General features: G+C 70.5%; 13 protein-coding genes. 8 read left to right on the plus strand and 5 right to left on the minus strand.

Annotated features, from left to right (window positions below; genetic code table 11):
* Nucleotides 1-103 precede the first annotated feature (103 nt).
* Both hda and IAI53_RS04155 read right to left on the minus strand, forming a co-directional pair.
* Nucleotides 104-775, minus strand: a complete 672-nt coding sequence (gene hda, locus IAI53_RS04150) for a DnaA regulatory inactivator Hda (protein ID WP_187716864.1) — start codon at nt 773-775, stop codon at nt 104-106.
* On the minus strand, nt 772-1,863 hold the full coding sequence (locus IAI53_RS04155; RefSeq protein WP_187716865.1) for an AI-2E family transporter: 1,092 nt from the start codon (nt 1,861-1,863) through the stop codon (nt 772-774). Before IAI53_RS04155 ends, hda begins: the two co-directional genes overlap by 4 nt.
* 141 nt (nt 1,864-2,004) lie before the next feature.
* Between IAI53_RS04155 and purM the strand changes: the two genes are divergently transcribed.
* From purM to IAI53_RS04180, 5 genes are all read left to right on the plus strand, one after another.
* Nucleotides 2,005-3,051, plus strand: a complete 1,047-nt coding sequence (purM, locus tag IAI53_RS04160; protein ID WP_187716866.1) for a phosphoribosylformylglycinamidine cyclo-ligase — start codon at nt 2,005-2,007, stop codon at nt 3,049-3,051.
* A 147-nt stretch (nt 3,052-3,198) separates the two neighbouring features.
* Nucleotides 3,199-4,254, plus strand: coding sequence for an efflux RND transporter periplasmic adaptor subunit (locus IAI53_RS04165; protein WP_432813919.1), 1,056 nt, complete (start codon nt 3,199-3,201; stop codon nt 4,252-4,254).
* 15 nt (nt 4,255-4,269) lie between these two features.
* Nucleotides 4,270-7,386, plus strand: coding sequence for an efflux RND transporter permease subunit (locus tag IAI53_RS04170; RefSeq protein ID WP_187716868.1), 3,117 nt, complete (start codon nt 4,270-4,272; stop codon nt 7,384-7,386).
* On the plus strand, nt 7,386-7,871 hold the full coding sequence (locus IAI53_RS04175; protein WP_187716869.1) for a hypothetical protein: 486 nt from the start codon (nt 7,386-7,388) through the stop codon (nt 7,869-7,871). Before IAI53_RS04170 ends, IAI53_RS04175 begins: the two co-directional genes overlap by 1 nt.
* 121 nt (nt 7,872-7,992) lie before the next feature.
* Nucleotides 7,993-9,321, plus strand: coding sequence for a hypothetical protein (locus IAI53_RS04180; protein ID WP_187716870.1), 1,329 nt, complete (start codon nt 7,993-7,995; stop codon nt 9,319-9,321).
* 1 nt (nt 9,322) lies between these two features.
* On the opposite strand, the gene IAI53_RS04185 is transcribed toward IAI53_RS04180, so the two are convergent.
* Together IAI53_RS04185 and miaA are read right to left on the minus strand one after the other, a co-directional pair.
* The gene (locus tag IAI53_RS04185) at nt 9,323-9,877 is read right to left on the minus strand and encodes a DUF1415 domain-containing protein (RefSeq protein ID WP_187716871.1); all 555 of its coding nucleotides are present in this window, start codon (nt 9,875-9,877) and stop codon (nt 9,323-9,325) included.
* Between the two features lie 14 nt (nt 9,878-9,891).
* Nucleotides 9,892-10,848, minus strand: a complete 957-nt coding sequence (gene miaA / locus IAI53_RS04190) for a tRNA (adenosine(37)-N6)-dimethylallyltransferase MiaA (RefSeq protein ID WP_187716872.1) — start codon at nt 10,846-10,848, stop codon at nt 9,892-9,894.
* Nucleotides 10,849-10,954: 106 nt separating this feature from the next.
* Between miaA and IAI53_RS04195 the strand changes: the two genes are divergently transcribed.
* Complete coding sequence (locus IAI53_RS04195; protein ID WP_187716873.1) at nt 10,955-11,539, plus strand: YqaA family protein; 585 nt, start codon at nt 10,955-10,957, stop codon at nt 11,537-11,539.
* A gap of 2 nt (nt 11,540-11,541) precedes the next feature.
* Complete coding sequence (locus tag IAI53_RS04200; RefSeq protein WP_187716874.1) at nt 11,542-11,868, plus strand: thioredoxin family protein; 327 nt, start codon at nt 11,542-11,544, stop codon at nt 11,866-11,868.
* A gap of 122 nt (nt 11,869-11,990) precedes the next feature.
* Here the strand turns inward: IAI53_RS04200 and mutL are convergent, their stop codons facing one another.
* Nucleotides 11,991-13,814, minus strand: coding sequence for a DNA mismatch repair endonuclease MutL (gene mutL, locus IAI53_RS04205; RefSeq protein WP_187716875.1), 1,824 nt, complete (start codon nt 13,812-13,814; stop codon nt 11,991-11,993).
* A 194-nt stretch (nt 13,815-14,008) separates the two neighbouring features.
* Between mutL and IAI53_RS04210 the strand changes: the two genes are divergently transcribed.
* Nucleotides 14,009-14,710 carry a hypothetical protein gene (locus tag IAI53_RS04210; RefSeq protein ID WP_187716876.1) on the plus strand — a complete coding sequence of 234 codons (702 nt, stop codon included), beginning with the start codon at nt 14,009-14,011 and terminating at the stop codon, nt 14,708-14,710.
* Nucleotides 14,711-14,725: the final 15 nt, after the last annotated feature.

A 14,725-nucleotide genomic window follows, 5' to 3' on the forward strand; every position in this document is an offset into this window, starting at 1 on the left:
GAACCGTCCGATCGCGGGCAAGCCCGCTCCTGCCTGAGGTGTTGGATGTAGGAGCGGGCTTGCCCGCGATCATCCGCCAGCCGCAGCATGGGCGAGCGGGCGGCTAGATGTCCAGCCCGCCCTGCATCAGTTCGCGCAGCAGGGGCAGGGTGATGGCGCGCTTGCGCTCCAGCGAGGCGTCGTCGAGCGCGTCCAGCGTGGCCAGCAGGCTGGGCAGGTCGCGGCGGCCGTGGCGCAGCAGGTAGTCGAGCACATCGTCGCCGAGGCGCAGGCCGCGGCGTTCCGCCTGGCCGGCGAGGATGGCGGCGCGCGAGGCGTCGTCCAGCGGCTGCACTTCGTAGATCAGGCACTGGCCGATGCGGGTACGCAGGTCCTCGCGCAGGGCGAGCGCGAGCGGGGCGCAGGGGCCGGCGAGCAGCAGGGTCTGGCGGTTGGCGCGGGCGCGGTTGAAGGCGTTGAACAGCGCCACTTGCGCGTCCTCCGCAAGGCGGTCGACGTCGTCGATGGCGAGCAGGGCGTCGAGGGTGTCCGGCAGGCTGTCGCATACCTCGCCGCCGGGCAGATAGACCACCGGCCGGCCGGCGGCCTGTGCCTCGGCCACGCTGGCCTGCAGCAGGTGGCTGCGCCCGCCGCCGAGCGCGCCCCACAGGTAGAGGTGGGACTCGCCGAGGATGGTCGCGCGCAGCGCGGCGATCAGCTCTTCATTGTTGCCGGCGACGAAATTGTCGAAGGAGGGCGCCGCGTCGCGGCGGATGTCGAGGACGAGCTGCTTCACGCGCCGTCCCCGTTGCCACCCTCACCGCGGTACAGGCGGCTGGCGAACCAGGCGCCCTTGACCTCGCGCAGGCCCACCAGCAGCGCGGCGCTTACCGGCAGCGCGACCAGCATGCCGACGAAGCCGAACAGCTGGCCGAAGGCCATCAGCGCGAAGATCACCGCCAGCGGATGCAGGCCGATGCGCTCGCCCACCAGATAGGGCGTGAGCACGAAGCTCTCCAGCAATTGGCCCAGGCCATAGACCACTGCCACGCCGATCAGCGGCGCCCAGCCGCCGCCTTGCAGCAGCGCGGCGAGGATGGCCAGCAGCAGGCCGCCGCCGAAGCCGACATAGGGGATGAACACCAGCAGGCCGGTGATGACGCCCACCGGCAGCGCGAAATTGAGCCCGGCCAGCCACAGCCCCAGGCTGTAGAACACCGCCAGCAGCATCATCACCGAGAGCTGCCCGCGCAGGAATTCGGACATCACCGAGTCGATGTCGCCGATGATGCGCATGCTGCGCTCCAGCCAGGGGCGCGGCACGATGTCGCGCAGGCTGGCGAGCAGGCGCGGCCATTCCTGCAGCAGGTAGAACATCACGATGGGGATCAGGAAGAGGTTGGCGACCAGCGCGATCAGCGCCATGCCGCCGCTGCGCGCATGGGTGAGCAGCACGCGCAGCAGGTCCTGCGCGTTCTCGCCGTGTTCGCGCACCAGCTCGCGCAGGAAGGCGGCGTCGAGCTGGACGTCCACGTTGAAGCGCTCGGTCAGCCACGGGGCAACGCGCTGGTTGAAGTGGTCCAGCAGGTCGGGCAGGCGGCGGAAGAGGGCGGTGGTCTCGGAATACACCATCGGCACCATGATGCCCACCAGCAGGGTGAGCAGCAGGCCGATGCCGAGGATGACCAGCAGCACCGCGGCCGGGCGCGGTACCCGGCGTGCCACCAGGGCGTTGACCGCCGGGTCGCAGATGTAGGCCAGTACCGCGGCAATGGCGAAGGGCGCCAGGATGGGCGACAGGACGTAGAACAGCGCCAGCAGGGCCAGGCCGACCCCGATCCAGACCAGGGTCTGGCGGGTATCGGACGCGCGGGAAGGGGTCATTTCAAGTAAAATCGCGGACTTGGCGCGGGGCTGCCGGCCCCGCAGAATCCGTAAATGTAGCCATTTGGCGTGACGCCCTCAAGCTCGCGGGGCGCAGGCACAGTGGCCCGCCCGACTCCATTGCCCGCTAGAGGACCGATCTTGACCGCCTCCAAACCCTCTCTTTCCTATCGTGACGCCGGTGTGGACATCGACGCCGGCGACGCCCTGGTCGACCGCATCAAGCCGCTCGCCAAGCGCACCATGCGCCCCGAAGTGCTGGGCGGCATCGGCGGCTTCGGCGCGCTGTTCGAGCTGACCGGCAAGTACCGCGAGCCGGTGCTGGTGTCCGGCACCGACGGCGTGGGCACCAAGCTCAAGCTCGCCTTCCAGTGGAACAAGCACGACACCGTGGGCCAGGACCTGGTGGCGATGAGCGTGAACGACATCCTCGTGCAGGGTGCCGAGCCGCTGTTCTTCCTCGACTACTTCGCCTGCGGCAAGCTGGAAGTGGATACCGCCGCCGATGTGGTGTCCGGCATCGCGCGCGGCTGCGAACTGTCCGGCTGCGCGCTGATCGGCGGTGAAACCGCCGAGATGCCCGGCATGTACCCGGCGGGCGAATACGACCTGGCCGGCTTTGCGGTCGGCGCGGTGGAGAAGTCCGAGATCATCGACGGCTCGAAGATCGTGCCGGGCGACGTGGTGCTGGGGCTGGCCTCCAGCGGCGCGCATTCCAACGGCTATTCGCTGATCCGCAAGATCATCGACCTGGCCCGGCCGGACCTGGATGCCGACTTTCACGGCCGCCCCTTCCGCGACGTGGTGCTGGAACCCACCCGCATCTACGTCAAGCCCATGCTCGCGCTGATGCGCGCGATGCCCGGCGCGGTGAAGGGCATGGCCCACATCACCGGCGGCGGCATCACCGAGAACGTGCCGCGCATCCTGGCCGAGGGTCTCACCGCGCGCATCGACGCCGCGGCCTGGACCCTGCCGCCGCTGTTCCAGTGGTTGAAGGAGGCCGGCAACGTGGACGCGCAGGAAATGTACCGCGTGTTCAACTGCGGTATCGGCATGGCGGTGATCGTCTCCGCGGCCGACGCCGACGCCGCCCAGGCCAAGCTCGCCGAGGCGGGCGAGACCGTGTTCCGCATCGGTCGTATCGACAGCCGCGTCGAGGGCGAGGCGCCGACCATCGTCGGCTGACTCACGGCGGCCCGCGCGGCGTGCAACTTGTACGTGCCGCGCGGGTCTTGAAACCGGGCATTCCATGAACTGAACTTCCCCGGCTGCGCGAAGCGGCCTTGGGGCAGAAGGGACCACGTACGCATGCCGGGAAATCGGAAGTTGACCGTGGTGGCGAGCCTGGCGGGCATCGTTGCGCTGGCCGGCGCCGCCTGGTATGCCAATCGCACGCCGCCCGCAGCGCCGGTCGCGACTGCTCAGGGCAATGCGGCGACCGTCGTCGAGACGGCCGAGGTCCGCCGCGTGGCCATGGCCGACGAGGCCGCCGCGCTGGGCACGCTGCGCTCCAACGAATCGGTGGTGCTGCGCCCGGAGGTGGCCGGACGCATCAAGGCCATCCTGTTCCGCGAAGGCACGCCGGTGAAGCGCGGCGCGGTGCTGGTGGAGCTCGACGCCGCGGTGCAGCGCGCCGAACTGCAGCAGGCGCGGGCCAGCCTGGATCTCGCGGAATCCAACTTCCGTCGTACCGAGGACCTGTTCGCCCGCCGCTTCGTCAGCCAGAGCGCGCGCGACGAATCCGCCAGCCGCCTGGAGGTGGCACGTGCCGCGGTGGCGCTGGCCGATGCCCGCCTGCGCCGCATGCTGCTGGTCGCGCCTTTCGACGGCGTCGTCGGCATCCGCCAGGTCAGCGTGGGCGACTTCGTCAAGGATGGCGATGCGTTGGTGAACCTGGAGGACATCTCGGTGCTGAAGGTGGACTTCCGCCTGCCCGAGACCCTGCTGCCGCGCCTGCGTGTCGGCCAGGCGCTGGAGGTGGGCAGCGATTCGCTGCCCGGCGAGCGCTTTGCGGCGCAGGTCGATGCGATCGATCCGCTGGTCGACGCCCAGGGCCGCGCGGTGCTGATCCGTGCCAGCCTGGACAACCCGGAAGGCCGCCTGCGCCCCGGCATGTTCGCCCGCGTGCGGCTGATCCTGGAAGAACGCCCCGAGGTTGCCGTGGTGCCGGAAGAGGCACTGGTGCCCTCGCCGGGTGACACGCAATACGTGTTCCGCGTGGTCGGCGAGCGTGCCGAGCGTGTGGCCATCCGCACCGGCGTGCGGCGCGATGCGCTGGTGGAAGTGCTCGAAGGCCTCGCCCCCGGCGACCGGGTGGTGACCGCAGGCCAGCTCAAGCTGCGCGACGGCGCGGCCGTGCGTGTGGTCCCCGGCGCCGCCGGCGGCTGAGCGGGGCGTGCGGTCATGGTGATCTCCGATACCTGCATCCGCCGCCCGGTGTTCGCCACCGTGCTGTCGCTGCTGGTGGTGCTGGTCGGCGTGGTGTCGTGGACCAAGCTCACGGTGCGCGAGTACCCCAACATCGACGAGCCGGTGGTCACCGTGGACACCACCTACCGCGGCGCCAGTGCGGAGATCGTCGAATCCCAGGTCAGCAAGCCGCTGGAGGATTCGCTCGCCGGCATCGAAGGGGTGGACGTCATCCAGTCGATCAGCCGCCAGGAGCGCAGCCAGATCACCGTGCGCTTCCGCATCGAGCGCGACCCGGACAGCGCCGCGGCCGACGTGCGCGACCGCGTCTCGCGGGTGCGCCGCCGTCTGCCGGACGACGTAGACGAACCGGTGATCGCCAAGGTCGAGGCCGACGCCAGCCCGATCATCTGGGTGGCCTTCTCGTCCGACCGCCACAGCCCGCTGGAAGTCACCGACTTCGCCACCCGCATCGTCAAGCCGCGCTTCCAGACCCTGCCGGGCGCGGCCGATGCGCGGGTGTACGGCGGTCGCGACTACTCGATGCGCATCTGGCTGGACCGCGACCGCCTTGCCGCCTACGGCCTCACCGTGCAGGACGTGGAGGACGCGCTGCGCCGGCAGAACGTGGAAGTGCCCGCCGGGCGCATCGAGAGCACGCGGCGCGAGTTCGCCGTGGTTGCCGCCACCGACCTGACCCGCCCCGAGCAGTTCGAGGCCGTGGTGGTGCGCGCGCCTGCGAGCGCCGACGACTACCCGGTGCGCCTGCGCGACGTCGGCCGGGTGGAGGAGGCCGCCTCCAGCGAGCGCACGCTGGTGCGCTTCATGGGCAAGCCGGCCGCCTCGGTCGGCCTGATCAAGCAGGCCACCGCCAACCCGCTGGATCTGAAGCGCGGGTTGGTCGAGATGATGCCGGTGCTGCAGGCCGAGCTACCCGAAGGCATGACGATGACCATCGCCAACGACACCACGGTGTTCATCGAGCGCTCGATCTCGGCGGTGTTCGCCACCATCTTCGAGGCCATCCTGCTGGTGGCGCTGATCTGCCTGTTCTTCCTGCGCAACTGGCGCGCCATGCTGGTGCCGCTGGTGACCATCCCGGTGTCGCTGATCGGCGCCTTCGCGCTGATGCTGGTGTTCGGCTTCTCGATCAACACGCTCACCCTGCTCGCCCTGGTGCTGGCCATCGGCCTGGTGGTGGATGACGCCATCGTGATGCTGGAGAACATCTACCGCCACATCGAGGAAGGCGTGCCGCCACTAAAGGCCGCCTTCCAGGGTTCGCGCGAGATCGCCTTTGCGGTGATCGCCATGACCCTCACGCTGGCCGCGGTGTATGCCCCGGTGGCCTTCATGAGCGGGCGCACCGGCAAGCTGTTCACCGAATTCGCGCTCACGCTGGCCGGCGCGGTGCTGGTGTCCGGCTTCGTCGCGCTGACCCTGTCGCCGATGATGTGCTCGAAGATGCTGCGCCACGAGCCCAGGCACGGCCGGCTCTACAACGCCATCGAGCGCTTCCTCGAAGGCCTCACCGCCGGCTACCGCGCGACCCTGGTGCGCGCCCTGCGCGTGCGCTGGCTGGTGATGCTGGCTTTCGCGCTGGTGGCCGGCAGCGCGGTGGTGCTGCTCGGCCAACTCAAGCAGGAACTCGCCCCGATCGAGGACCGCGGCCGGGTCATCGGCCTGTTCTCGGGGCCGGAAGGCGCCACCGTGGACTACATGGCGCGCTACGCCGAGCAGATCGAACGCATTTACGCGAAGACCGCGGACGTGGACCGCTACATGGTGATCAGCGGCAACCCCACGGTGTCGCAGGGCATCTCCTTCGTCGGTTTCACCGACTGGGACGAGCGCACGCGCAGCGCCACGCAGATCGCCACCGAACTGCGCCCGCAGATGAACGACATTCCCGGGGTGCGCGCCTTCCCCAGCCTGCCGGCGGCCTTCGGCCAGAGTTCGCGTTCGCGCCCGGTGACCTTCGTGGTGATCGCCTCGGCCTCCTACGAGGAACTGGCGCACTACACCGACCTGATCGTGGACGAGATCGCCGACCATCCGGGCTTCATCTCCCCGGAGAGCGACCTCAAGCTCACCCAGCCGGAGCTCGCGGTGGAGGTCGACCGCGACCGCGCAGCCGACCTGGGGGTGTCCGTGGAAGTCATCGGCCGCACGCTGGAGACCATGCTCGGCGGCCGCCAGGTGACGCGCTACAAGCGCGAGGCCGAACAATACGACGTGCTGGTGCAGGTGGAGCCCACCAGCCGGGTGAATCCGGCCGACATCCGCGACCTCTACGTGCGCGCGCGCGGCGGTGAGATGGTGCCGCTGGCCAGCGTGGTCAAGGTGCGCGAGACGGTGAGCCCGCGCGAGCTGAACCACTTCGCCCAGCGCCGTGCGGTGAAGATCAGCGCCAACCTGGCACCGGACTACTCGCTGGGCGAGGCCCTGGCGCACCTCGAGCAAGTGGCCGGCCGCATCCTGCCGGCCGGCTATGCGATCGACTACGACGGCCAGTCGCGCGAGTTCCGCACCAGTTCGGCCAGCCTCGCAATCACCTTCCTGCTCGCCCTGGCCTTCATCTACCTGGTGCTGGCGGCGCAGTTCGAGAGCTTCCGCGACCCGCTGATCATCATGCTTACCGTGCCGCTGTCGATGGCCGGCGCGCTCGGTGCGCTCTACCTGACCGGCGGCACGCTCAACGTCTACAGCCAGATCGGCCTGATCACCCTGGTCGGGCTGATCACCAAGCACGGCATCCTGATCGTCGAGTTCGCCAACCAGCTGCGCGACGCCGGGGAGCAACTGTTCGACGCGGTGATCGAAGCCTCCGTGCTGCGCCTGCGTCCCATCCTGATGACTACCGGGGCGATGGTGCTGGGCGCGGTGCCGCTGGCGCTGGCCACCGGGGCAGGCGCGGAGAGCCGTCAGCAGATCGGCTGGGTGATCGTCGGCGGGCTGCTGCTCGGCACCTTCTTCACCCTGTTCGTCGTGCCGACGGTTTATACTTTGCTTGCACGCCGCGAACGCAACCCGCTCGCCGCGGCGTCCGACCACTCAGCCGCGCCGCTTTCGACCGGAAAGCCGGATCTTGCGGCAGACAGGAGGGGATGATGGATACCTCGATCACGCTCGCCAACGCCAGCACTGCACCGCTGCAGACCACGCGGCCCCTGCCGCCGCGCGGCGAGGAGCGCGAGGCGACGCCGGGGGCGCCTGCCGCCGCACCCGAGAGCACCCAGGTCAATATCAGCGCCGAAGCGCGTGCCGCCGAACAGGCTGCCCGCAGCGCAGGCGTGCCGCCCGCAGCGGCGCCGGTGGCGCAGGCAGCCAGCGCCGACCCGGTGCAGGCATCGTCGGCCACGCAGCGCGCGGAGGCAACGCCGTCGGCCACCGCCCGGCCTGCGGCGGCCGCGGAATCGGCCAACGCCGCGCGTGCGGTCGGCGCACCGGCCGAAAGTCCGGCCGGTGGCAGCGCGCCCGCCGGGCAGCCGGATGCCCCGACGACGGCCGCCAGCCCCGCGGCCCAGCTCTACCTCGATAACGCAGGCCGCCCGGAGACCCAGCCGACACCGTCGGCGGTGCGCACCTCCGCCTGATCCAGGCGGGACGAACCGGCAGGACGCCGGACGCCCGCTTCCCGTACATGTGCCGCCGGCCGGAGTCTTCCGGCCGGTTTTTTTCTTGTTCCCCGCCCGTCTGCAGACGCACTCCGCGATCGTGTCCGATCCCTTGCCCCACGCCTTGTCCCGCCCGCGCGCCGCCGGTGCCGCCTGGGCGATGTGCGCGATGATCCTGCTGGCGCTGCTGTACGGCGCCCGCGCCTTGCCGGCCTGGCCGGCCGGCATCGCCGCGTGGACGGCCGGCGTGCTGCTGTGGCCGCGCCTGGACCGGCGGCAGAAGCGCTTCGCCATGGGGCTTTCCGCGCTCGGCGGGCTGGCGCTGGCCGGGGCGGTGTGGCAGGGGCTGGCGCCGGAGTGGTCGCGCCTGCTCACCCAGAACACCGCGCTGCTCGGCATGCTGGGCGCGGTCAGCTTCCTGCAGCTGGTCGGCCTCGGGGTGGGGGCGGACGACCTGCCGCGCGGCGCGAAGGCGCGCTGGCTCACGCTCGGCGGCGTGCATCTGTTCGGCGCGGTGATCAACATGTCGGCCATCTTCATCATGGCCGAGCGCATCTCCGCCGGTGGACGCCTGAGTCCGCGGCAGGCGGCGGTGCTGGCGCGCGGCTTCCTGGCGGCGGCGCTGTGGTCGCCCTTCTTCGCGGCGATGGCGGTGGCGCTCACCTATGCGCCCGGCGCGCGGGTGGGCGAGGTGGTGCTGGCCGGGCTGCCGCTGGCGCTGGGCGTGCTGTGGCTGGCCGGTCGCATGCCGGTGCGGCGCGACCCGGCGGCCGAAGCGGAGGCCGCCTTCATAGGCTTCCCGATGCGTCTCGGCGCGCTGTGGCTGCCGGTGGTGCTCAGCGTGGCGGTCATCGTCGGCCACGCCTGGCTGCCGGGCTGGAGTTCGCTGGGCATCATCAGCGCGGCGGCGCTGGGCCTGGCGCTGCTGGCGGCGCTGGCGGCCAATGGCCTGCGCGACGGCGCCGGGCGCGTGCTGCGCCACGCCGAGCACCGCCTGCCGGCGATGTCCGGCGAGATGCTGCTCTTCCTCTCCGCCGGGGTGTTCGCCACCGGCCTGCAGGCGCTGTTCGGGGCGCAGGCGGGCTGGATGCCGTTCTCGCACTTCGGTCCGCTGCAGGCGGCGCTGTTGCTGGCGGGCATGATGCTGCTCTCCGCGCTCGGCATCCACGCGGTGGTCAGCATCGTCATGGTCTCCGCCTGGCTCGCGCCCTTGTCGCCCGACCCCCTGCTGCTGGCGATGATCTTCCTGCAGTCCTGGGCCATCGGCCTGGCGGCCAATCCGATGGCCGGCGTCCACCTGTCGCTGCAGGGGCGCTTCGGCCTGTCGGCGCTCGCCCTCGCACGCGGCAACCTGCGCTACTGCATGGCGGCCTACGGGCTGTGCGTGCTGTGGCTGGCGGTGGTCGGCACCTGGCGGGGGTTGTGGTGAGTCAGCCGCCGAAGAGGTAGGGGAACAGGCGGCGGCGTTCTTCCGGGCTGAGCGCCTCGACCCGCGCGATGTTGCGCTCGGGGATGCCTTCCACGTCCGGGTGGCTGGACAGCGCACGGTCGATGCTCGCTTCGCGGATCAGGTGAAACACCGGCCAGGGCGAGCGGTTGGTGAGGTTGCCGGGGTCGTCCGGGTCGGTGTCGGCGAACTGGTAGTCGGGGTGGAAGCTCGCCACCTGGTAGTCGCCTTCCCAGCCGAACTCGCGCAGCCAGACGTCGACCAGATCGAAGAAGGCGTTGTACTGCTCGAAATCGTCGAGCATGTGCGGGGTGACCAGCAGGGTGGTCTCGATCTCGCTCTCCTCGCTGGCGTCGAGCAGGCTCATCTCGTCCTGCAGCGCCTCGAGCAGGCTCTCCTCGTCGGCGGCTTCGCTGACCGCGATGCGGATGCGGCCGAGCTTGTTGGGCTGGTGGGCGAAGGGGCACAGATTGAGCCCGATCACCACCTCTTCCAGCCAGCGGCGTACCTCTTGTTGGATCTCGGCGTTGTCGTCCATGGCGTGTAGTCCTTTCAGTTCGGTTCGAGAAGGCGGCGGGCGGTGGCGAGCACCGTGCCGGCGAGGTTCGGGGCGAGGCAGTCGATCTCCACCAGTTCCGGCCAGGTTTCGCGGAACTGGCGCTGCCAGGTGAGCTGACGCTTGGCGAGCTGCCGGGTGGCGGCGATGCCCTTGAAGCGCAGGGTGTCGAGGTCGTACTGGCCGTCGAGGTGCTCCCAGGCCTGGCGATAGCCCACGCAGCGCATCGACGGCATGCCGAGGTCCAGCCGGTACTTGGCGCGCAGGCGGCGCACTTCGTCGAGCAGGCCGGCGGCGAGCATGGCGTCGAAGCGTTGCGCGATGCGCGCGTGCAGCACGCTGCGGTCCGAGGGCGCGAGCGCGATCGGCAGCAGGCGCCAGGGAGGGGTGGCCATCTCGCGGCGCGCGTAGCTGTCGGCCAGCGGGCGGCCGGTGAGGCGCACGATCTCCAGCGCGCGCTGGATGCGCTGCGCGTCGGTGGGTTCCAGGCGGGCGGCGGCGGCCGGGTCCAGGGCGGCCAGCTCGGCGTGCAGCGCCGGCCAGCCGCGTTCCAGGGCGGCGCGGTCGAGTTCGGCGCGCAGCGCGGCGTCGGCCGGCGGCAGGTCGGAGAGCCCCTCGCGCAGGGCCTTGAAATACAGCATGGTGCCGCCGGCGAGCAGTGGAATACGCCCGCGTGCGGCGATCTCGTCCATCACGCGCAGCGCATCGGCACGGAAGCGTGCGGCCGAATAGGCCTCTTCCGGCGAGACGATGTCGATCAGGTGGTGCGGGCAGGCGGCCAGTTCTTCCGGCGTGGGCTTGGCGGTGCCGATGTCCATGTCGCGATAGACCAGCGCGGAATCCACGCTGACGATCTCCACCGGCAGCGCGGCGGCGAGCGCCAGCGCGCAGGCGGTCTTGCCGCTGGCGGTGGGGCCGAGCAGGAGCAGGGCGGGTGGATGGGGGGCGGACACGGGGCGTTACGAGAAGGGCTGCGTGCGGGGCGGCCATTATCCTTCATCGCGGGTATGATTGCGCCCCGGAATGGCCACTCCCCCTGCCAGGAAGGACGACAGTCGCGTGAAAATCTTCTCCCCGCTCTATGAACGCGCCATGCGCTGGGCGCGCCATCGCCACGCCCCCTGGTACCTGGGCGGGCTGAGCTTTGCCGAATCCTCCTTTTTCCCGATTCCGCCTGACGTGATGCTGGCGCCGATGAGCCTGGCGCAACCGGCGCGCGCCTGGTGGTTCGCGCTGCTCACCACGCTCGCGTCGGTGGCCGGCGGGCTGCTGGGCTACGCGATAGGGATGTTCGCCTTCGACCTCATCGAGCCCGTGCTGCGCGGCAGCGCCTACTGGGAGAAGTACCAGGTGGCGCAGGAATGGTTCGGCCGCTGGGGCTTCTGGGCGGTATTCCTGGCGGGCTTCTCGCCGATTCCCTACAAGGTGTTCACGATTGCCGCCGGCGTGGCGGCGATGACGCTGGGCCCCTTCGTGCTGGCCTCGCTGATCGGTCGCGGCGCACGCTTCTTCCTGGTTGCCGGGCTGATGGCTTGGGGCGGGCCGCGCATGGAGGCGGCGCTGCGCCGCTCGGTGGACCTGATCGGCTGGGTCACCGTGGCGCTGGTGGTGCTGGTGGTCGCGGTGATGCAGTTGAGGGGCTGAAGATGGGCTTCGTTGCGGATTTTTCGCCAACGTCGCCGACTCGGGACGAGGTGGATGCCTTGTCCGGCGCGGTGCTGCTGGAGTTCGGCACGCCCTGGTGCGGCCACTGCCGCGCGGCCCAGCCGCTGCTGGCTGCGGCATTGGCCGCGCATCCGGCGGTGCGTCACATCAAGGTCGAGGACGGCCCCGGCCGGCGGCTGGGGCGCAGCTTCCGGGTCAAGCTGTGGCCGACGCTGGTGTTCCTGCGCGACGGCGCAGTGCTCGCCGAACTGGTGCGCCCGGCCGACGAGGCGGCGATCAACGCCGCGCTGGCGCAGATCGACCAGTAGGAGCGGGCTTGCCCGCGATGCGGCCGGTGGGATGACGGCAGCCGCATCGCGGGCAAGCCCGCTCCTGCACGCGAAAAATCGGCCGCGCGGTTCGTCCCCGGTGGGAGCGGCCAACGCCGCTCCTACTGGCCGCGCATGAAGAAGCGGTCGAGCTCCTGCATGCTGAGCTGGGTCCAGGTGGGGCGGCCGTGGTTGCACTGGTCGGCGCGTTCGGTGGCTTCCATCTCGCGCAGCAGCGCGTTCATCTCAGGCACCGTGAGCTGGCGGTTGGCGCGCACCGCGCCGTGGCAGGCCATGGTGGCGAGCAGTTCGTTGCGCCGCGCGGTGATGACCTCGGTGGCCGGAAACTCGCGCAGTTCCTCCAGCAGCTTGCGCACCAGCTCCGCCACCGGCGCATTGGCGAGCAGGGCGGGCACGCTGCGTACCGCAAGCTCCTGCGGGCCGGCTGGGGCGATCTCGAAGCCCATGCGGCTCAGCACCTCTTCATGTTCCTCGGCCGCGGCCATGTCGCGTGCGCTGACCCCGAACACCGCCGGAATCAGCAGGCGCTGCACCGAGGGGCGGCCGTCGATCACGGTCTTCAGCTTCTCGTAGAGGATGCGCTCGTGAGCGGCGTGCATGTCCACCAGCACCAGGCCGTGCTCGTTCTGCGCCAGCACGTAGATGCCGTGCAGCTGGGCGAGCGCGTAGCCGAGCGGCGGTGCATGTTCGGTGCTCGGTAGCGGACGCGGCGCGAGGGCCTGCGCCGGCGCGGGGATGGCGCCGGCCCCGGGCGCGCTGCCGCCTGCCGCCGGGCGCACGCCGCCGACGAAGTCGTAGTAGGCGCGGCTGGCCGATTCCATCGCCAGCTGGCCCTGTACCGGCGGCGCCGAGGGGTAGGGCGCGCGCGGCGTGGCGGCTGCAGGCGCGGGCGTTGCCGCGGTGGGGGTTGCCGGTTCGGCGACGGCCTCCCGCCCGGCGAGCGCGGCGCCCGATTCGGCCAGTGCGCGGGTCAGCGCGTGGAAGACGAACTGGTGCACCGCGCGCGAGTCGCGGAAGCGCACCTCGATCTTGGCCGGATGCACGTTCACGTCTACGCCGGCCGGGTCCAGGGTGAGGAACAGCACGTAAGCCGGATGGCGCGCGCCGTGCAGGATGTCGGCGTAGGCCTGGCGCACCGCGTGGGTGAGCAGCTTGTCGCGCACGAAGCGGCCATTGACGAAGAAGTACTGCGCGTCGCGGCTGGCGCGCGAGTAGGCGGGCAGTGAGGCCAGGCCGGTGAGGCGCAGTACGCCGGATTCGGCCTCCACCTCGCGTGCGTGGGCGACGAAATCGTCACCCATCAACGCCGCCACGCGGGCGAGCGGGGTGGCCACCGGCAGGCGGTGCGAGACCCGGCCGTTGTGCGCGAGCTGCAGCGCGATGTCGGGGCGGGCCAGCGCCACGCGGCGGAACATCTCGTCGCAGTGGGCGAACTCGGTGCCTTCGCTCTTGAGAAATTTCCGTCGCGCCGGGGTGTTGTAGTAGAGGTCGGCCACGTCCACCACGGTGCCGTGGTTGAGCGCGGCCGGGGCCAGGCTGCGGTCGTCGCCATCTATCCGCCAGGCGTGCGCGGCGCCCGTCGCGCGGCTGGTGATGCTGGTGCGCGCCACCGCGGCGATCGCCGCCAGCGCCTCGCCGCGAAAACCCATGGTGCCCACGCGCTCCAGGTCGTCGAGGCTGGCGATCTTGCTGGTGGCGTGGCGTTCCAGCGCCAGCGCGAGATCCTCGCGCTCGATGCCGCAGCCGTCGTCGGCCACCCGGATGCGGCGCACGCCGCCCTGTTCGAGTTGCACCTCGATGGCGCGCGAACCGGCATCCACCGCGTTTTCCAGCACTTCCTTGAGCACCGAGGCGGGCCGTTCGACCACCTCGCCGGCGGCGATCTGGTTGACCAGCAGGTCGGGCAGGCGGTGGATCACGGACATGGCGGGAGGCGCATCGACGGAAAGGGGCGGATTATACGCCGCGCCGCAGGGGCACCCCGGGCGTGCGGCAGGGCGTAATGCACGCCGTGCCGCGGATGCGTTCCGGTATCATGTGCGGCGCAAACATTTTGGTGCAATAGGCCTTGCGCATGTCCTTGCCTCGCACGTTGCCATTCTCCCGTCGCCTCGCAGGCATGCGCCTGGGCGTTCTGGCGGTGGGCGCCGCGCTGCTCGCCGGCTGTTCCTCGCCGGGCACCGCCCCGCGCGATGCGCGCCTGCCGTCCTTTGCCCCCCAGCACCTGATCAAGACCGATGTCGACCGTTTTGCCGAGGCGAACCAGCAGCGCGTATTCGCCAGCCTGCGCCGGCTCGCCGAGAAGCTCTACAAGCGCAATCCGCGCGAGTGGCGCAAGAGCGGGGCGGCAGGGCCGGATGAGGCGGTCGCGCGCATCTTCGCGCGCAACCACGGCTGGCGGCTGGAGGAACTGGGCTACCGCCGCGACATCGACGCGCTGCAGATCGCCTTTCATGCCGACTACCGCGGCGACAGGGTGGCGGCCTTCATCGTCGGGCTGGCCAGCATGGTGCAGACCGCCTTCGGCGACAGGGTCGAGTTCTATCTTCTTGATGAACTAAACGCGCAGCGCATCTACAATGCGGCCCGCAACGTCGAGATCGCGGCCTGGAAGCTGGCCAGCGCGCGCGACGGGAACGGCGAACCGCTGCTGCTCTCCAACGAGATCGGCGAGGTCACCAATCTCAGCTTCGAGCGCGAGTTCGGCCGCATCATCGGCCATCTGGAAGTGCTCTCCGACGTTGTTGAGGAAAAGACCGAACGTACGGTCACCCGGGTGGTCCAGAACATGGCCACTGCCGTCTTCCTGCCCGTGCACTGAGCCTGTGCGGGCGCA

It is taken from the genome of Thauera sedimentorum (assembly GCF_014489115.1).
Classification (GTDB): Bacteria; Pseudomonadota; Gammaproteobacteria; order Burkholderiales; family Rhodocyclaceae; genus Pseudothauera; species Pseudothauera sedimentorum.